Source organism: Acinetobacter halobius, from assembly GCF_044130335.1.
Lineage (GTDB): Bacteria > Pseudomonadota > Gammaproteobacteria > Pseudomonadales > Moraxellaceae > Acinetobacter.
This window is the reverse complement of record NZ_JBIQOD010000003.1, coordinates 229,756-249,928: the sequence shown is the minus strand read 5'-3', so window position 1 is coordinate 249,928 and position 20,173 is coordinate 229,756. Positions and strand designations below refer to the sequence as shown.

Below are 20,173 nucleotides of genomic sequence, written 5' to 3'. Positions count from 1 at the left end.
CAAGCACAATGAAACATTCAAATGCGACACAACAGATGGATATCTTGAATAAAGAAATTATTCAGCAAACTTTTCATAAACTGTTACCACAGTACGCTTTTAAAAATCCAGTGATGGCCTGTGTCTGGGTGGGCACAATCTTAACAATTGTCGCAACCTTGATGGGGAGTACCAGTTTCGGTTTTGGTCTGGTTTTGAGCTTGATTTTATTGGTGACAGTACTATTTGCCAATTATGCTGAAGCGGTTGCAGAAGCCAAAGGGCGTGGACAAGCAGCATCATTACGTCAGGCGCGTGAAAACTTAACTGCAAATCGGATTCTCGATTTAAATGCTGTACCGACCGTGATTTCTGCCAATCTACTTAAAAAAGATGATTTAGTCATCGTCAAGGCAGGTGAAATTGTTCCTGCGGACGGTGAGATTATTCAGGGTTTTGCGACCATCAATGAATCGGCTGTCACAGGTGAATCTGCGCCTGTATTACGTGAAGCCAATACAGATCGTTCAGGCGTGATTGGTGGTACTAAGGTCTTGTCGGATGAAATTATTATTCGAGTCAGTAATGAGGCAGGTCATAGCTTTTTAGACCGCATGATTGCCTTGGTGGAAGGTGCCAATCGTCAAAAGACACCTAATGAGATCGCACTGAGTATCTTACTGAATATCATGACCATTACCTTTATTGTCGTAGTGCTGACCTTACCTGTGATTGGTTCAATGGTCGGGATCAAAATCAGTATGGTCTTGCTGATTGCACTGTTGGTCTGTTTGATTCCAACTACGATTGGGGGCTTGTTGCCTGCAATTGGGATTGCTGGGATGAACCGCGCTTTAAAAGCCAATGTTTTGGCTAAATCAGGGAAAGCAGTTGAAGTTGCGGGTGATATTGATGTGTTGCTGTTGGACAAAACTGGCACGATTACCTATGGAGACCGCCAAGCGACCGCTTTTTATCCATTGGCTGGTGTGAGTCCAAGTGAGTTACGCCAAGCGGCAATGCTGACTTCTTTTGCTGATCCAACCCCTGAAGGTAAATCCGTGGTGAGTTTGGGTAAAGAAATGGGAGAGAGCATTCGTGAGCCTCAAGATGCCGAATTCATCCAGTTTAGTGCGTCGACACGTTTATCTGGGGTGGACTTGGTCACAGGACAAAAGATTCGAAAAGGTGCCGTGGACGCGATTCTTAAATTTACCAGCCAAGAAATCAAGGATAACGTTGAGCTTAAAACTCGTGTAGAACAGGTGGCATCAAAAGGTGCGACACCACTGGTAGTGGCTTCGAATCATAGTATTTTAGGAGTGATTGAACTTTCGGATGTGATTAAGCAAGGGATTAAAGAACGTTTTGCGCTGTTACGTGAGATGGGCATTAAAACCATTATGGTCACGGGAGACAATCCATTGACTGCGGCTGCGATTGCGGCTGAAGCAGGGGTGGATGACTATATTGCAGAAGCGAGACCTGAGGACAAATTGGCTTGTATTCGTAACGAGCAAGCAGCAGGAAAATTAGTCGCAATGGTCGGTGATGGTACTAACGATGCACCAGCCTTGGCGCAGGCAGATATTGGTTTAGCCATGAATTCGGGTACGCAAGCTGCCAAAGAAGCTGGCAATATGGTGGATTTGGATTCTGATCCAACCAAATTGCTAGATGTGGTTGAAATTGGTAAACAGCAATTGATTACTCGTGGAGCATTAACCACTTTTTCGTTGGCAAATGACGTATCTAAGTATTTTGTGATTTTACCTGCATTGTTTGCCGTGGCGATTCCACAACTTGGAGTACTGAATATTTTACAGCTTAGTAGTCCAAGCAGTGCCGTGATTTCCGCTTTGATCTTTAATGCTTTGATTATTCCAATGTTGATTCCATTGGCACTCAAAGGCGTTCAATTCAAACCTGCTAGTGCACTGCAATTGTTACGCCGTAATATGCTGATTTACGGTGTAGGTGGGGTGATCTTTCCGTTTATTGTGATCAAGTTAATTGACCTTGTTGTGTCCTTGTGGATTTAGGAGTGAGAAATGAATACTTTATTGAATCATGAGCAATTGAATCAACAGGACTTGGCATTATCGGGTCAAGGACATTCAGTCCTACGTCCGAGTCTGGGTTTGATTGTGGTTGGTTTTTTCATTGCAGGCATGTTGTATGCTACAGCAAGTGTCTCGATTGCGCAGTTGATTTTTCCCAAACAAGCCAATGGCAGCTTAATCGAACTGGATGGCAGAATTGTTGGTTCAAGTTTAGTGGGGCAAAATTTTGTCGGTGAACAATATTTCCATGGCCGCCCCAGTGCGGTAAGTTACAATGTTGATGGGATGGCGGGAAGTAATTTAGCGGTTTCTAATCCTGACTTACAAAAACAAATTAAGGAAAGAACCGTGCAATTTGCCCAGAATAATCATATTACTGAGCAACAAGTGCCAAATGAGATGGTGACAGCATCAGGAAGCGGAATCGACCCAGATATTTCACCTGAAAGTGCTTTATTACAGGTGAAACGTGTGGCACAGCAACATCATTTGCCTGAGCAGCAAGTTCGTGATTTGGTACAACAACAAATTCAGCCTGCGCAATTCGGCGTATATGGGCAAGCCCGAGTGAATGTGTTACAGCTAAATTTAGCCTTAGATCAATTGTCATCGACCACACGTTGATAGAGCGTAATTATGCAGATCGACCGTAATAACAAAGCAGATGCATGGTTGGCACATAGTCAACGTGAACAATCTGGACGTTTGACCATTTTCTTGGGTGCAGCACCTGGAGTCGGGAAAACCTATGCCATGTTGACCCGAGCGCATGAACTGATGCAGCAAGGGCAGCATGTGGTGGTCGGTGTGGTGGAAACTCACGGTCGATCTGACACCGAAGCTTTGATTCAAGGGCTCAATGTTATTCCAAGAAAGTCTGTGGAATATCAAGGGCAAATGTTAGACGAGATGGATCTCGACCAAATTCTTAAATTAAAGCCTCAAATTGTACTTGTTGATGAACTTGCCCATCGCAATGTACCCAATAGTCGGCATGAATATCGTTGGCAAGATGTCAATGAGTTGTTGGATGCAGGCATAGATGTCTATAGCACCTTAAATATTCAGCATTTGGAAAGTCTGAATGATGTGGTTTTTCAAATTACGGGGATTCGGGTAACTGAAACCGTTCCCGATGCATTACTGAAACGTTTGAAAGATATTCGTTTGGTTGATTTACCTGTTCCTGAATTATTAGAACGGATGAATAATGGCAAGATTTATTTCGCCGATGTTGCCCCTCATGCATTACAAGGTTTTTTTAAAGCTGCAAATTTGACAGCGTTACGTGATCTGGCAATTCAAACTGTTGCAGGGCAGGTCGATATTGATTATCGAGAAAAGTTTGTTGCACAAGGGCAGATTATCCCGATTCAAAATCATGTCATGTTGGCGATAGATGGTTCTGAGTTTTCAGAAGATTTGGTACGCCGTGCCCATCGGATTGCGGAAAGGCGCAATGCAACGTGGAGCGTCATTTCGATTCAAAAAAGTAAGGTTGAAACGACCCAAGCCTTTGCAGTGACGAAGGCTTTTAATCTAGCACGTAAGCTCGGTGCAGACACTTATTTACTCTATAGCAATCATATTGCATCGACCATTTTACAGGCAGCTTATGATTATGGTGCATCTAATATTTTACTTGGCAAAAGTCCTCAAAAATCGCTATGGCAGCGTCTATTTTCAGATCATATTGCCGATCAACTGTTAGAGAAACAGCATCCTTTTGAAATCACCTTTGTTCAGCCTTTAAAAGCCAAAAATAATGAAAAGCGTTTGCAGAAAGATGTGGCGCATTCATCTTGGCTGGAACAAGGTTTAGCGTTTAATCAACGTGAAGTGTTTGAAAGTATTATCATTGTGTTGCTAGGACTAATTGTGGCAGTAATCAGTGATCATTTTATTGGATATAGTGATTTAGCCTTAATTTTTATTGTGACCGTATTACTGGTTGCGATACGCGCCCGCATGCTGATTACGATTATTAGCGTATTCATCTGTTTTTTACTCTATAACTACTTTTTTATTGAACCTCGTTTTACCTTTATGATTAGTGCTGAACGTGGCGTGATTACCATTATCACGTTCATTGTCTCAGCTTTACTGGTCGGGCGTTTGGCCAACCAATTACGCGCTCAGGTATTGAGTTTACGTGCTGCAAATTCAGTCTCGTTACAGTTGCAAGAATTGGAAAGAAAGCTATCGACCTGCGTGGATATTGAACAGGTGTTAACCGTCGCTAAACAACATTTAGAAGCCTCATTAAATGCGACGGTCTGGTTGAAAGTTGAAAATAAGTCTTTAGGCGATGTCTCTGCTTTAAATGAAAAAGATCAGATAGCCGCAGATTGGACACAAAAGAATGCGAAACCCTGTGGACGTTTTACCAATACGTTGACCAATTCTGAATGGTGGTTTATTCCATTAAATTTGGTGAAAGAATATGGCGTAATTGCAATTCGCTTTCATCAAAATGCTCAGACGATTAGCTTTGAATTGCAGCGTTTAACTGAGTTGATGATTGAAGATATTGCGCAAACTGTTGCTCGGGTACAACTGTCTTTACAGTTAGAAAATTCTAGGGTGGTGGCTGAAACGGAAAAGTTGCGTTCAGCCTTACTTTCTTCGGTATCGCATGATTTACGTTCACCCTTAGCAGCGATGATTGGTTCAGCAGATACGCTTAAATATTATGGTGAACAGATGCCTGAAAGCGATCGCCATGAATTATTAGACACCATTCACATTGAAGGGGAACGACTGGATCGTTATATTCAAAACCTGTTGGATATGACGCGACTAGGTCATCAAGGTTTGACTTTAAGTCGTGCTTGGATCGGTGTAGATGAACTGATTGGCTCAGCAACGCAACGGCTTAAACGCTATCAGCCTGAGGTGAAAATCGAAGTTGCTTTGGTCGAAGAATTTCCACAATTGTATGTGCATCCTGCTTTGATTGAACAAGCCATTTTTAATGTTTTGGAAAATGCAGCCAAGTTCTCACCAAATGATGTTCCGATTGAAGTGAAGATTCAGCAAGAGGAACAATTTCTGCAAATTGACATTATTGATCAAGGGATTGGCATTCCCGAAGATGAACGCGAGCAAATCTTTGATATGTTCTACACCATGCAACGCGGTGATCGAGGTAAAACGGGAACAGGTTTAGGACTGGCGATTGTCAAAGCCATTATTGGCGCTCATATGGGCAGTATTGAAGCTTTTGCTGGAACAGATGGTCAAGGTACCTTAATTCGCATACGATTACCGTTACATCAGGGTTAAACGATCTTTTATGCCGCAAACAATTTATCCAAATGCATCAATTCTGATTATTGATGATGAGCCTCAAATTCGAAAATTTTTAGACATCGCCTTACGCGCACAAGGTTATCAGGTGCATGTTGCTGAAAATGGCGTGAAAGGCTTAGAAATTTTGGCAACACGAGGTGCGGATTTACTGATTTTAGATTTGGGTTTGCCAGATATGGAAGGACAGGAAGTATTGACTGAGATGAGGCAATGGTCAGATATTCCTGTGATTGTGTTATCTGCCCGTCCTGATGAAAATCAAAAAATTAAATTGCTCGATGCAGGTGCAAACGACTATGTTACTAAACCGTTTAGCATTCAGGAATTATGTGCCCGTATTCGGGTGATGTTTCGCAATAAACCACAACAGTCTGAACAGAATATTGTATTTGATGATGGTCAATTATCTGTGGATGTGGCTGAACATGTAGTGAGGTTCACGAATGAAGAAATTATTCTGACCAAAAAAGAATTTCAACTGTTAGCACTCTTGATTCGCCATCAGGGTAAGATCGTTACGCAAAAGCAAATTATGACCGAGTTATGGGGCATTAGCCATGAAGAAGATACTCATTATCTTCGAATCTTGGTGAAAAAACTCCGTACCAAAATTAGAGATTCTGCGATCACTCCAAAATATATTTTTACCATTGCAGGCGTGGGGCTACGATTTTTGGAAAGATAAGGTATTGGTATTTTCTTGCTTATCTAGGTTGAATATTGATTCATAAAAAGACCCAAGATTATACGATGGGATGATCCTTAAACAATTGTAATATCCATTCAATAAAGACTTTTTGTTTAGGTGAAACCAATCTTTTAGACGGATAGAGCAGAGACACAGGCATAGACGGTACAGTATAGTGTTCTAAAATTCGGCAAAGCAATCCTTGTTCTAGCACTTTGATATGAGCATAGTGAGGCACTTGAATAATCCCAAAATGCTGTTGGGCTGCGGCTGAATAGGTATTTGCTCCGTTGACTTGAATATTGAAAGGCAAGTCATAAAGTTGCGTTTTGTTTTGAATGATAAATTCGAGTGGCAGATGTTTCTGGCGTGCACTTGAATAGAAGCCCACCATAAAATGCTCATGCAGATCATCTAAATGATTTGGAGTACCGTGCTTTTCCAAATACCTTGGACTCGCAAGAGTTATTTGTTGCAAATGACCTAAGTGTCTTACAATTAGTTCACTCTTGTTCAGTTGTCCAATACGAATAACACAATCAATGCCTTCCTTAATCACATCGACATAGCGGTCACTTTCTGTCAGTTGTACCTGAATGCCAGGATATTCACTTTGAAACTTATGCAGATGAGGCAAAATAAAATACGCAGCAAACACTCCATGTACTTCTATCTTTAAGGTTCCTTGAGGTTTTGCATTGAGAAAATCATGATCTGATTCATTGATATAGTCCAAGATATACTTACAACGTTCGTAATAAATTTGACCTTCATCAGTTGTTCGTACCTGACGCGTGGTACGAAATAATAAGCGTGTGTTGAGCTGTACTTCCAGTTGCTTAATGGCATCGGTGAGAGTTGAACGGGGTAAGTTCAGTATTTGTGCAGCCTTGGTAAAGCTTTGTTGCTCTACAACGTGTACAAAAGCAGACAGCGCATTTAACTTATCCATCTTTTTGTAGATCCTTTGTTCGGCTAATTCGGATAAAGATGTCAGAACTGGCTAGATTATCTTGCTATTTATGAACAGTATCATAGAACGTATCCCATGGTAAGTTTCACTCGATGAGGTCATCAATGAATACAGCAGTGCAAGAAAAACAGAAAAAAGTAATTTTAATTACAGGGGCCTCAAGAGGTATAGGGGCATTTACAGCAAGTTTATTGGCCCAGCAAGGACATAGCATCATCATTAATTATGCCAATAATGATCAAGAGGCAAATGCTGTGGTGCAAAAAATTCAAGCGAATGGTGGAACAGCAACAGCATTTAAGGCAAATATTAGCCATTCAGATGAAGTGACTCAGTTATTTGATTATGCAATTCAGACTTATGGCAGACTGGATGTGCTGATGAATAATGCAGGCATTATGCGACTCAATAAAATTGAAGACGTGGATGATGAAACGATTGATCAACTTTTGGCAATCAATCTAAAAGGACCATTATATACCATGCGTGAAGCGGCCAAGCGCTTGGCTCATGGCGGTAAAATTATTAACTTATCCAGCAGTGTAGTGGGGATGAAACTTGAAAGTTATGGTGTTTATACTGCGTCAAAAGCTGCCATAGAGTCTTTAACTGCGATTTTAGCCAAAGAGTTAAGAGGTAAAAATATTACGGTGAATGCGATTGCACCAGGGCCAACAGCAACAGCGCTTTTTCTCGAAGGGAAAAGTGATGAACTGATTGCACGGCTAATTCAGGCGGCGCCTTTAGAGCGTTTAGGTACAGTTGAGGATATTGCTGCTGTATTAGATTTTGCAGTCAATGAAGGAAGTAATTGGGTCAATGCCCAAATACTTCGGGTCAATGGTGGGGTTGTTTAAATAAAAATTGTAGTATCCCACGAATACAAGGGTTGAGAAGTATTGTAGTTGGCTGTACCTATTTAAGACTCAACTGTTGATATAAACGAAGTAAATAAAAAAAGCCTAAACAAAAGTTTAGGCTTTTTATGATCAAGGTTTATATAGTCCCAATTCTGTAAGGTGTAGTCGCAGAATACGGCGCAACTCAAGTACCGCTTCAGGGGTTTCCTGAATAGAATGTCCACCTTTAATAATTTTCTCAGACAATGCCCCATCCAGATGGGCACTGGTATAAGGTACGACATCATCAGTAATCACATTGATATCATTACTGTTGGTCATATTCCCCATAATACTGTGAAATTTCATCCCCTTATATGGAACAATATTTTTAGTTAACTGAGTAAATTTAGAGTTTTTACTGAGGTCGCTTGGGCCATTTTGAATTAACCCATTATCTATATCTTTGATAAATGCTTGTAGATCAGGGTCACTACTTTGTAATACATCAGTTAATGCACCTAAAAAAGCACCTGGTAGTTTAATTACTTTACGCGCAGCAAGGGTAAACCAACGGTCAGCAAATTCTGTTCCTCGATGTGGTGCTGCCAAGAAAATGGCACGACTAAAGTTTGGAATTGGCTGAATATCTAAGCGTGATTTAAATAATGGATCATTTTTAAATTGTTTGGCGCGCCAATCTGGAAGTAATTTGATTGCTGCAGATGTTAAGTCTGCATCACTGACTAAAAGCCGCGCAATAATGCCCCCCATGCTATGCCCAATCAGCACTGCGTCTTTTTTTGCAGAAGCTTTGTTATCGACTTGACTAAAAGCTTGTTGGATCACTGCATAAATTTGAAAGCGACTCTCCAAAATAGGCATGTTTGTGGAGTAGAAAACCTGCCACACTTGATAATGCTCACGCAATACAGGGTCACCCATTACATCGTTGGTTAGACGAATCCATGCCTCAGGACTGCTTGCAAGACCGTGAATAAGAACGATGACTTTCTTGTTCGGGTTATAAGGTTCAAGCATATACAAATGAGGCATGGTCAGGCGTTCATCACGATCTATCAGTGACAAATAAGCAGACTTACCTAGATTATTTTGTGCCAGCCATAAGCCATATGGTGCTGAAAAATTTGCTGCCAGTGGATAAGTCTTTCCAGCTATTTCAGCAGTTTCATATTTATATGGATCATAGGCTGTCATCTCAAACTCTGGACTATTTAAGATTTCATCCACACTTGCCGCAGAACGAGGTTGGGCTGTGATGGTCGCTGCTAAATAACGAGCATTATGAATATTGGGATTATGACCATTTGTATACTGATGATGTAATGGATCAACAATATATTTTGTTTTTTCAGGTGAGATGTCGTGAGGTTCTGCAGGCAGTACAATTAAAAACTCAGAACCAAATCCATCTCGACGGGTAATTGAACGCAAACCTGAAAAGTTCAAATTATACGTCGACATGAGTTGTTCAATTTTTTGATTTTTTAAAAGTGAATATTTGTCGAAATTAATGCGATAAATGCTTTTGCCGACTTGGATTTGGGTCGTAACATCTGAAGGCTCATAACGTAAACCATAAGCACTAACTAGTTTGGCAATTGCTTGGTTATAAAAGTCCCGAAGTTGTACTTGACGGTTATCAAAAATTCGATCTTGTGGGCCACGTTTAGTTTTAAACATATAAGCATAACTATAGCGAATACTTTTATCGAGCATGCCGAGCTGTTGATCTAAACAGTTTTGGTAATTTTGCTTTTGAACAGCCTTTTTTTCTTCTGACTGCGTCTTAGCCAAAATACTGATTTTACATGCAGATGATTTTTCTAAAGAAAGTGCTTTGGCAAGATAAAGTTCACTTGCCGTTGATAGTAATTGCTCATCCTGAATTTGGGGAATTTGTTTGAGTTCGTTCACACATTCCTCAGGCTGTTCAGAACAGACTTTGGCTTCTCTGCCTGTCATAGATAATACATTCAGACTTGCTTCACTGAGTTTATCGCGCGTTAAAATACTTTCACGTTCGTTGTTAATGGTGACGTTCAGTGATTGATTTTTTACACTGACCACTTGGCAACCACTCAAGATAGAAATCAGAGCAGTGAGCATTAAGGTGCTATGGATGTATTTAGGCATAAACGAGTCTACTGCGATCTATTTTTTTGAATTTTTTAAATCATACGATAATTCTCGGATTTATCAATTCGCTCAAAAAAAAATAGACCGAAAAGTTCGGTCTATTTTAGAGTGTGTTACAAAAGTAGCGAATTATTTGCTCGTATTTAATACTTGCCAAACATTCCAACGGCCTTGTTTTTCAATTTCAGTAATCAAGCGATCTGCAACTTCAGCTTCTTGAGGGTATTTCAACTTGTAGTTTTTCAGCGTTTGCACCGCATTCTTCTTCTGTTCCATCGCGATGTAGTTATTTGCACTCGCTAAATAAGCTTCTTGAACACCAGACTTCATGGCTTTATCTAAATACGGCATAGCTTCACGTTGACCACCCCCTTCAGACAGGGCAAAACCAAACCAGAAGTTTGCTTCAGGGTCTTCTTGATTAAGCTTTAAAATACGCTGAGCATAAGTTAAAGATTTGGTGGTATACACGGAACCTAAGTCTAAATTACGAGCCATAACGCTAGCTTTGAATGCACGAATGAGTACATCAAATGATGCATTGTCTTTTGATGCCAACGTATCTAACTGCTGGGTCACTTCTTTTAGTTTTGACTCAAAACCCTTACGTTCTTGGCGCTCTGTAAAACGAGGTGGGTAATGGCGTGCTTTACCTTCAACCAACTGCAAGAAGTCATCAATTTCAGTGATGTCGACTTCGTTGTCACCTGCTAGCACCGCGTATTTCAACTGACGTTCTTTGCTGTTAACAGTTGGAATAATCAACTTATTGGTGTCTAAAACCATTTTCTTCGATGGATCATCAGAACGTGTCACTTCCATCTTGGTTACAGGTTGTGAAGCAGCCTTTTTTAAATTAATTTCAAACGGAGGAGGCGCATCATAGTTAAATGGATTTAATGCGTAAAACGGTGCAGTTAATTCAGGCTCAGTAAACACAATGGTATTGTTATTATTTTTCGGTGGGGTTGTGCTACACGCTGTTAAAAACGACACTGTAAGTACAGCAACCGCTAAGGGTTTAAGCATCATAAGGTTCATCCATTCATTATTTTAAGAAGTGGTGTAAAAGGCATGTCCGTCAGTCTAAGAAAACTCTGAGGAACATGCAAGGCTTGCTATAGGCTGGTTTTCAAAAACTAACACTTTTCATGTTTAATCATTTGATGGAGTGCTTTGAGCTTCACATTCACGGCGAACGTCTTCCAAAATTTTCAGTTCTTCAGCACTAAAGGGTTGTTCATTTTGTTGCTGTTTTTTAAAGGTTGGATCAAGTAACGACAAACGTTGGCATAAGGTATTCATACGTTTTTCATTCAACTGAATACGGTCGAGCAGGACGCGCATGCCTTCAAGTATAGGATCGGATTGGTCTTGCGTTGCAGCATAAGCTTGGAAGCCGATACTTTCTGCATAATCACGACGATGTGTTTCAGCCTCATCTTTTGGTTTATCTTTTGATATGAAACGCGCTGGGTTGCCAACGGCAGTGGTATCGGCAGGTACTGCTTTTGTCACAACTGCATTTGAGCCAACTTTCGCATTCTTACCGACTGTAAAGGGGCCTAAAATTTTAGCGCCTGCACCAACAACTACGCCGTCTTCTAAAGTCGGATGGCGTTTGCCTTTATTCCAAGTTGTACCGCCTAAAGTTACGCCGTGATAGAGGGTTACATCATCGCCAATTTCAGCTGTTTCACCAATCACAACGCCCATGCCGTGGTCGATAAAAAAACGACGACCAATTTTAGCACCTGGGTGAATTTCAATACCTGTTGCAAAACGGCTGAAAGAAGACAATAAGCGTGCAGAGCCCTTACATTCCTTTTTCCATAATTCATGCGCCATACGGTGCATGATCAACGCGTGGATACCTGGGTATGTGGTTAGAACTTCTAAAGTGTTTCGTGCTGCAGGATCGCGCGCGAATACAGCTTGTACATCTTCTTTGAGCTGTTTAAGCATTAGATTGATCCTCTATTTGATCCGTATTTGACTTTTTCCATGTGCCATTATTTAAGGCTTGTACACGACTAAAAATACCACGAAGTAAATGATATTCCATACGATCTAATTGTATACGTCCAAAAAGGCGACGCAAGCGTAAAGGCAATAATCGTGGATTTTTTGGATCTAAAAATTCAATTTCAGCCAACATTTTTTCAATGTGTGGATAGAACTGTTCCATTTGCTCATGTGTGACCAAAGGCTCATCCCACTGCATGGACTCTGTATCTGTCACAGGCATGGTTGCAGTTTCATCTTCACCACTTTCTACAGCAGCCAAAGTTGCCATACGCATTTCATAACAGATGACCTGAATAGCTTGGGCTACATTCAGTACGCCATAGTCTGTATTGACTGGAATAGTAACGTGGTAGTTGGCCATCGCCAGTTCTTCATTGGTCAGTCCGCGGTCTTCACGACCAAAGACCACAGCAACCTCTTGTTGATCACTCAGCACTGCTGAAATTGATTTTTCTGCCGCAGGACGTGCGTCTAGCAAAGGCCAAGGAATAGTACGACTACGTGCACTGGTACCAAACACTAAATGGCAGTCTTTGATGGCATCGGCAAGGGTTTCAACAATTTCAATCTGCGCGATTAAATCAGTTGCACCCGCTGCTAAAGCATCAATATCGGGATGTGGATAGGTTTTTGGCGCAACCAAAACCAGCTTTGAGAGTCCCATTGTTTTCATGGCACGTAATGCGCTTCCAATGTTCGCAGGGAGTGTAGTATTGACCATGACAATACGCACATGGGAGAGATGCGCTGAAACAGCGGCATTGTCAAATTGGCTCATGATTTTTCCAATGAATTTTAAAATTTGAAAATATTTAAGAGAACTGACCGACCTCAGCCTGATATAAGTCCATGGCATCATCCATGCTCATATCCGCAGGTGGCGGTGGTATATCTACGGGTTTGGCTTCTTCATAGCTGACCGCTTTGGCAGCTTTAGATTTGACTTGATATTCCACATGAAGATTTTCTTTACCAAAATAGTCACGAAGTTTAGACAGCAGTTCATCTAGCGGTGCCACTTTCCAATTGATCCCTAAGTGCAATTCAGCTGTGGCATACGGGTAGTCCAACAGTAATTGTAGCGGAATGTGATTACACATATCGACATTACAGAAGGGTGCAACAATATTTTTCAAATCTTGGTTCAGTGCTTTTGTACTATGCGTTGGGTCAAGGCGAATTTGAATACAGTTGGCACGTTTTTGGCGAATTTCATTTAGGGTAAATGCTTTGGTCAAGCGTCCCATTGGACGGTCAAAGCCTTCACGCTCGTAAATTTCACCTTCAATCACCACCACTTTTTCATTTTGAATGATGTCTTTAAAACGCATAAAGCGTTCATGATTCGCAGAGACTTCAATTCGGGAGGTACCATCATCTAAGGTGACCATCATTCGGTTCGGGAAGTTGGCTACATCGACTACAAGACCAGCAAAAACAGTGGTTACCCCACGACGTGTAGGGGTGAGTTCATTGATTTTATTTGGAATAAATGCTTTCAGCTCTGCACGGTATACATCAATTGGGTGACCAGTTAAATACAAACCTAAGGTGTCTTTTTCACCTTTGAGACGGACTTCATCTGACCACGGTTTCACAGGTTTGGCAGGTTTACGCTGTACTTCTTCAACCTCACCAAACAAGTCCATGATGCCTGTTTCACGGTTTGAACGAGCTTGCTCCGCCGCTTGTACTGCTTCTGGAAGTTGCGCCATTAAACTGGAGCGCTCAATGCCGAGGCAGTCTAAAGCACCTGAGCGAATTAATGCTTCTAAAGTCCGTTTATTGATTTTTTTCAGATCAATACGATGGCAGAAATCAAACAAGTCACGATACGGCCCATCTTGGATACGCGAGTCAATGACCGACTGCATAGCCGCTTCGCCGACGCCTTTAATTGCACCGAGTCCATAGACAATCGTTTTGTCGTCCGAAGCATGGAATTGATAGATAGACATATTGACCGAAGGTGGCAATACATCTATATCATTGTGTCGACAGTCATCAATCAAGAACACCACGTTATCGGTGTTTTGCATTTCCGATGACATCACTGCTGCTAAGAATTCAGCTGGATAATGCGCTTTGAGCCATGCGGTTTGATAGGCAACCAATGCATAAGCTGCGGCATGTGATTTGTTAAAGCCATAACCTGCGAACTTTTCCATATAGTCAAAGATATGGTTGGCCGTGGCTTCATCAATGTCTTTTTTGGCTGCACCTTCCGTGAAAATTTGGCGCTGTTTGACCATTTCTTCGGGCTTTTTCTTACCCATCGCACGACGTAGTAAGTCCGCACCACCTAAGCTATAGCCCGCACAATACTGTGCTGCCTGCATCACCTGTTCTTGGTAAACCATAATGCCGTAAGTCGGTTCAAGTACACCTTCAAGTAGGGGATGGAGATATTCAAACTCGCCGCCATGCATACGGTGGATAAAGTCTGGAATCAGGTCCATCGGACCCGGACGGTAAAGGGATACAAAGGCGATAATTTCTTCAAATTTGCTTGGACGTGCTTCCTTGAGCATTTTTTTCATGCCCACGGATTCAAACTGGAAGACCGCTGTGGTGTTGGCATTGGCAAAGATGAGGTATGCATCTTTGTCATCGAGTGGAATGAAAGCAATGTCTAAAGGCACATCGAGCTTAATGCGCTTATTGATATTCTTTACGGCATCTTCAATAACCGTTAAGTTACGTAGACCCAAGAAGTCGAACTTCACTAGACCTGCAGATTCAACATCGTCTTTATCGTACTGCGCAACACGGCCTGTACCATCTGCGTCACATAAGACGGCAGAAAAGTCGGTAATTTTAGTTGGGGAAATGACCACGCCACCTGCGTGTTTACCTGTGTTACGGGTAATGCCTTCGAGTTTTAATGCCATTTCCCAAATTTCAGCAGCATCGTCATTGTCTGGGTTGGATGGGTTAGTGACAATGTCTTTCAGCTGTGGCTCTGCTTCAATCGACTCTTCAAGGCTTAAACCTAAAGGTTTGGTCGGAATCATTTTTGAGATTCGGTCAGCCAAACCATAGGATTTACCCAAGACACGTGCCACATCACGAATAGCACCTTTGGCTGCCATGGTACCGAAAGTGGCAATTTGTGATACTGCATCGCGTCCATAGGTACGCGCCACATAGTCAATGACACGGTCACGACCAGCAATACAGAAATCGACGTCGAAGTCGGGCATTGAAACACGTTCTGGGTTTAAGAAGCGTTCAAAAAGTAGCCCGTATGGGAGAGGGTCGAGATCTGTAATTTTTAAGCTGTAGGCAACCAACGAACCTGCACCTGAACCACGGCCTGGACCAACGGGCACGCCATTACCTTTGGACCATTGGATAAAGTCCATGACAATCAAGAAGTAGCCCGGGAAACCCATTTTAAGAATGGTCCCTATTTCATACTCTAAACGATCATCATATTCTTTACGTTTTTCAGGCCAGTATTCATCACGTGTTTCTGGTGGATATAAAAAGTCTAAACGCTCTTCTAAACCTTCTTTGGATAAATGTGCAAAGTAGGTATCAATGGTATGGCCTTCAGGAATAGGGTAGTCAGGCAGGAAGTATTTACCTAATTGCAGGGTAACGTTACAACGTTTGGCAATTTGATAAGTATTTTCAATTGCAGAGGGAATGTCTGCAAATAATTCCGCCATTTGTTGGCCAGATTTAAAATATTGCTCTGGAGAGTAATTTTTTGGTCGGCGGTTATCCCCTAATACATAACCATCGGCAATACAGACCCGGGCTTCGTGTGCTTCAAAGTCCATTTCTTTCATGAAATGCACATCGTTATGCGCAACCACACCTATGTTATATTTTTTAGCTAATTTTAAAGCTTCATAGTTGAAGTCATCTTCGCCTGAACGACCTGTTCGGCATAGGGCCAAATAAACACGATTGCCGAACTTTGCAATCCATTCTTCGAGTAAAGGTTCAGCTTTTTGCGGATTTGATGTACAGAGCATTTTGCCGACATCAGATTGCATGCCAAGTAGTGCAATCAGGTCGTGGTTTTGCTCTAAAATCCAGTCTTTTGCAACGCAAGGAATATCAAGCTGTTGACCGCGGATAAAACCCTCGGAAACCAGTTCGGTTAGATTACGCCAGCCAACATTGCTCATCGCCAATAAAGTTACGCGATGTTCAGCATCGTTCAAACGAACTTCTGAACCCATAATTGGTTTGATGCCATTATCTAAGCATTTACCATAAAACTTTACAGCAGCATGTAAGTTAGATAGGTCAGTAATGGCAAGGGCTGGCATACCTTCTGCCTTAGCAGCTTTGACTAAATCAGGTATACGTACAATTGATTCTGTGATTGAAAATTCTGTATGAATACCAAGATGTACAAAGTGCATAAGTGAGTCCCTGCAAAAACCGCTAAATAGTTTAACATGCTCTGCCTTCATTCTGAGTGCGATTCAAATGAATTGGCAAAATTTAATAGCATGTAGCGTTTGGACTGTATATTTTATTGTCAGTGAGTTCAAAACAACTTAGAAAAGGCAATGGCAGTCCTTGTTCTTGGCATAAAAAGATTTTAGCAGGCCACCGCTTGCTGAATGGCAAAACTGTTTAGCCGTCCATTTTTAAAACCGAAGTTGAGATAAGCCGTGTAGGGTGGGGCAAAGTCTTGCGGTTCTTTCAAAAAAGCTTTGATTTCACTGAGCTGCAAGAGCAGGACTTGAGCTTCACCTGATGCTGCCATGCCGTGTGCACTGTATTTAAAGTCTTGTTTAAATTGCTGCAAAGTATAATTGGGCGTGATTTGAATATTTTGTACGCGTATGTTTTCGCTCATGCCTTGAGTACTTTTCCAGTTAAGCCAAACACGGCCTTTGGTTTGACCGAGTTGTTTAAAATTCGCTTTGTCTTTATAGAATTTTTCGGCCTGAATCTTTGGATTATCTTCGTTAAAAATTTCAAACTTTAGGATTTTGGGTTGGGTGCTTGTAATACTGTATTCATAGTTGCCTGTACATTCGACATATTGTTTGCTGGTTTTTCCATTCGGAGGAGCGAGTAATTGACTGACTTGATTTGCTGTCACAGGGGCATTCAGTTCGACCTGATTCACTTTCACACTGGTGACGTAGTCATACGTATTTGACACTGCATGACTGAGTATCGGCAAAAGACTTATACTTAGAAATAAAATGGGTGTTTTCATGGTGATGATTTTAAAGTCGTAATTTTGAATTCTTTGTGTTGTCATTATATAAAATTTAAATCTGAAAAAAAGCTCTCAATATTGAGAGCTTAATTTTGTTAACGCAGTTTAGACAGCCAATCTCCAACGGATTGTACAATTTGTACCATGATCAACAGCACAATCACCGTGAGTATTACAACACTAGTATCAAAACGTTGATAACCATAAGAAATAGCAAGGTCACCAATACCACCTGCACCTACTGCACCAGCCATCGCGGTTGCGCCAATTAAGCTAATCGTGGCTGTGGTTAAGTTCAAAATCAGTGAACTACGTGCTTCAGGTAAAATAAACTTAAAAATGATTTGTAGTGGCGTTGCGCCCATGGCTTGAGCAGATTCGATAATTCCTTCATTCACTTCAAGCAATGACGTTTCGACCAAACGACCAATATAGGGTCCAACGTAGATCGTAAGAGGAACAATTGCCGCCCACGTGCCAATCGAGGTGCCTACGATCAGTTTAGTTAAAGGTAGAACTGCAATGAGCAAGATAATAAAGGGTAGAGAGCGCAGGGCATTCACAATCGGGTTAAGAATGTGATAAATCGCTTTGTTGGGCAAAATACCATCTGGGCGTGTCACCAATAAAATGATGGCCTGAATAAAGCCCCAAATACAGCCAAATAGCATTGCAAAAAACACCATATGAAAGGTTTCTTGCAAAGCGGTAATGAACTGATCAATAGATAGTGAACTTTTCCAAAACGGCGCGGTAATTTGAGTTAACCACTGGACAATTAAATCTCTCATGCCAGTTCTCCTGATTGCTCAACAGCCACACCATGCTGTTTTAAAAACTCCACTGCTTCAGTAATTAAAGTTTCATCCCCTAATAACTGAACAAACATTTGGCCAATCACATTGCCATCAATTTCAATCATGTTGGCAAATAGGATATTGAGACTAATATCAAACTGTTTAATTAAATTTTGAATTACGGTTTCATGTGCAGAGTTACCAAGGAACTGTAAGCGATAAATACTGTGATGGTGCTTATGTTCCAAATTATTCAGCAGTTTAATCGGTAACTGTTGATGCAAAATGGTTTGGATAAAATTCTGTGTTGTTGCATGTTGCGGGCGACTAAATAAGTCTACCGTTTTGCCTGTTTCAACTACTTTGCCGAGTTCCATCACGGCCACATGTGAGCAGATGCTTTGAATCACATCCATCTCATGTGTCACCATGACGATGGTAATGCCTTGCTCTTGATTGATTTTTTTGAGCAAGTCTAAGACCGACTTGGTGGTTTGTGGGTCTAGTGCAGAAGTTGCTTCATCACAAAGTAAAATTTTAGGATGGTTGGCAAGCGCACGAGCAATACCGACACGTTGTTTTTGACCACCCGAGAGCTCGTCTGGATAAGCTTCTTTTTTATGCTTGAGGTCAATAAACTCAAGTAGCTCATTTAAACGTTTTTCACGTTCAGCTTTGCTATAACCTAAAAGTTTCATTGGCATTTCAATATTGGCTGCAACAGTTTTGGTTTGCAGTAAATTGAAATGCTGGAAAATCATGCCAATATTTGCACGTTCTTGACGTAATGCTTTTGCATCTAATGCAGTAAAGTCTTTTTGATTGATAATCACTTGGCCTTGGGTTGGGCGTTCAAGTAAATTGATCAATCGAATGAGGGTACTTTTACCTGCACCACTATAGCCAATAATGCCAAAAATACTGCCTTCTGGAATGTCCAAATTGATTTGGTCCAGTGCCGGAATGGTTTGGCCTTTTAGCTGATAGTGCTTTGAAATGTTTTTAAATTGAATCATATCGTCAAAAACTACACAAAAATGAAAAAACAGGCAAAGAGACTTTGCCTGTTTCGTTGATTTGATTATATTACTATTTAGCTTGAGTAAGGTAGCTTACTGGCTTGTTCACATCAATTTTTGTGCCACCAAAATGCTCTTGAACATATTTGCCTACTGCAGCGACATGGTAAAGCTCACCAACTTTTTTCAGTACAGGGTCGTTTTGACGCGCTTCAGCCACAGCGAGAACGTTGACGTTCATTTTCGTGGTTTGGTCGATTGGTTCATAGTAAATCGCATCTTTCAATACGTTTAGACCACCTTCCATTGCAAGGGTATTCCCCAAGACAATTGCATCAACTTCGTCTTTCACACGTACAGCCGTTGCCATTTGAATGGGTTTAATCACCAATGCTTTTTTATTTTCAACGATGTCTTGAGATGTACCTTTCACAAAGTCAAAGTCATTTTTTAACTTCACGAGACCCGCAGATTGTAATAATAACAATGCACGTGATTCGTTCGCACCGTCATTTGGAATCGCAATCGTTGCACCTGTTTTAAACTCAGCCAGTGTTTTTACTTTGCTTGAGTAAATACCCATTGGCTCTAGGTAGGTGGTAGAAAGCGGAGCAATCTTCGCTGTGTTTGCTTCGTTGTAGGCAACCAGATAAGCATAAGATTGGAATGCGTTGACATCGACTTCATTGTTTGCAACAGCAGTGTTCATTGCAACATAGTCAGTGAAGTTTTTAATGTCTAATTTTAAACCTGCTTCTTTGGTTTCTGGCAAAGTTGCAATATAGCGCCAAATGTCCGCATCAGACCCTGTCGATGCGATAGTTACTGTTTGCTCAGCAGTGGTTGCTGTATCCTTTTTAGCTGCATCTGTTGCAGGTGCTTCAGGTTTACTACAACCTGTTAAAACAACAGATAAACCCAGTGCAATTCCTAGAATTTTTTTCATTTTTTCTTCCCGAGTAAGCATCCAAATGAGGTATCACTTACCTGAACTATAGAGAGATCAATTGATTTTAAATCAGACATTCCTGATTTGATGCATAAGACTGTAATGTGTGTTTTGCAAGCTTGCAATGCTATATCAGTCGTATATGTTTCCTTCATATTTAAAAAATGAT

Annotated in this window: 15 protein-coding genes; 5 read left to right on the top strand and 10 right to left on the bottom strand. The window is 41.2% G+C overall.

The genetic code is table 11. The features are described from left to right. The first annotated feature begins 8 nt into the window (after positions 1-8). Genes kdpB through ACE01U_RS04940 form a run of 4 tightly spaced genes read left to right on the top strand, consistent with a single transcriptional unit; the run spans position 9 to position 6,039 of the window. Positions 9-2,021 (top strand): potassium-transporting ATPase subunit KdpB, encoded by a 2,013-nt coding sequence (gene kdpB / locus ACE01U_RS04955; RefSeq protein WP_395578848.1) that lies wholly within the window; start codon positions 9-11, stop codon positions 2,019-2,021. Positions 2,022-2,030: 9 nt separating this feature from the next. Continuing rightward, positions 2,031-2,666: a potassium-transporting ATPase subunit KdpC gene (kdpC, locus tag ACE01U_RS04950; RefSeq protein WP_395578847.1), complete on the top strand. Its 636-nt coding sequence runs from the start codon at positions 2,031-2,033 to the stop codon at positions 2,664-2,666. A gap of 12 nt (positions 2,667-2,678) precedes the next feature. Continuing rightward, on the top strand, positions 2,679-5,327 hold the full coding sequence (locus tag ACE01U_RS04945) for an ATP-binding protein (protein ID WP_395578846.1): 2,649 nt from the start codon (positions 2,679-2,681) through the stop codon (positions 5,325-5,327). Between the two features lie 10 nt (positions 5,328-5,337). Then, positions 5,338-6,039 (top strand): response regulator, encoded by a 702-nt coding sequence (locus ACE01U_RS04940; RefSeq protein ID WP_395578845.1) that lies wholly within the window; start codon positions 5,338-5,340, stop codon positions 6,037-6,039. Positions 6,040-6,097: 58 nt separating this feature from the next. On the opposite strand, the gene ACE01U_RS04935 is transcribed toward ACE01U_RS04940, so the two are convergent. After that, the gene (locus tag ACE01U_RS04935; protein WP_086207764.1) at positions 6,098-6,994 is read right to left on the bottom strand and encodes a LysR family transcriptional regulator; all 897 of its coding nucleotides are present in this window, start codon (positions 6,992-6,994) and stop codon (positions 6,098-6,100) included. Between the two features lie 125 nt (positions 6,995-7,119). Between ACE01U_RS04935 and ACE01U_RS04930 the strand changes: the two genes are divergently transcribed. After that, positions 7,120-7,872: an SDR family oxidoreductase gene (locus ACE01U_RS04930; protein ID WP_395578844.1), complete on the top strand. Its 753-nt coding sequence runs from the start codon at positions 7,120-7,122 to the stop codon at positions 7,870-7,872. A 132-nt stretch (positions 7,873-8,004) separates the two neighbouring features. On the opposite strand, the gene ACE01U_RS04925 is transcribed toward ACE01U_RS04930, so the two are convergent. The 9 genes from ACE01U_RS04925 to ACE01U_RS04885 form a co-directional block, all read right to left on the bottom strand. Then, positions 8,005-10,011 (bottom strand): esterase/lipase family protein, encoded by a 2,007-nt coding sequence (locus tag ACE01U_RS04925; RefSeq protein WP_395578843.1) that lies wholly within the window; start codon positions 10,009-10,011, stop codon positions 8,005-8,007. 132 nt (positions 10,012-10,143) lie between these two features. Further along, positions 10,144-11,046 carry an ABUW_2363 family tetratricopeptide repeat lipoprotein gene (locus tag ACE01U_RS04920; RefSeq protein ID WP_086207761.1) on the bottom strand — a complete coding sequence of 301 codons (903 nt, stop codon included), beginning with the start codon at positions 11,044-11,046 and terminating at the stop codon, positions 10,144-10,146. 123 nt (positions 11,047-11,169) lie between these two features. Further along, positions 11,170-11,979, bottom strand: a complete 810-nt coding sequence (gene cysE, locus ACE01U_RS04915) for a serine O-acetyltransferase (RefSeq protein WP_086207760.1) — start codon at positions 11,977-11,979, stop codon at positions 11,170-11,172. Beyond that, on the bottom strand, positions 11,972-12,820 hold the full coding sequence (locus ACE01U_RS04910) for an RNA methyltransferase (RefSeq protein WP_395578842.1): 849 nt from the start codon (positions 12,818-12,820) through the stop codon (positions 11,972-11,974). Before ACE01U_RS04910 ends, cysE begins: the two co-directional genes overlap by 8 nt. Before the next feature lie 34 nt (positions 12,821-12,854). Next, a complete protein-coding gene (gene dnaE / locus ACE01U_RS04905) occupies positions 12,855-16,424 on the bottom strand; it encodes a DNA polymerase III subunit alpha (RefSeq protein WP_395578841.1) in 3,570 nt (1,189 codons plus the stop codon). Positions 16,425-16,606: 182 nt separating this feature from the next. Further along, complete coding sequence (locus ACE01U_RS04900) at positions 16,607-17,179, bottom strand: hypothetical protein (protein WP_395578840.1); 573 nt, start codon at positions 17,177-17,179, stop codon at positions 16,607-16,609. A gap of 155 nt (positions 17,180-17,334) precedes the next feature. Beyond that, positions 17,335-18,030 (bottom strand): methionine ABC transporter permease, encoded by a 696-nt coding sequence (locus tag ACE01U_RS04895; RefSeq protein ID WP_086207757.1) that lies wholly within the window; start codon positions 18,028-18,030, stop codon positions 17,335-17,337. After that, complete coding sequence (locus ACE01U_RS04890) at positions 18,027-19,052, bottom strand: methionine ABC transporter ATP-binding protein (protein ID WP_395578839.1); 1,026 nt, start codon at positions 19,050-19,052, stop codon at positions 18,027-18,029. Before ACE01U_RS04890 ends, ACE01U_RS04895 begins: the two co-directional genes overlap by 4 nt. 73 nt (positions 19,053-19,125) lie before the next feature. Beyond that, positions 19,126-20,001: a MetQ/NlpA family ABC transporter substrate-binding protein gene (locus tag ACE01U_RS04885; RefSeq protein WP_395578838.1), complete on the bottom strand. Its 876-nt coding sequence runs from the start codon at positions 19,999-20,001 to the stop codon at positions 19,126-19,128. Between the last annotated feature and the right edge of the window lie 172 nt (positions 20,002-20,173).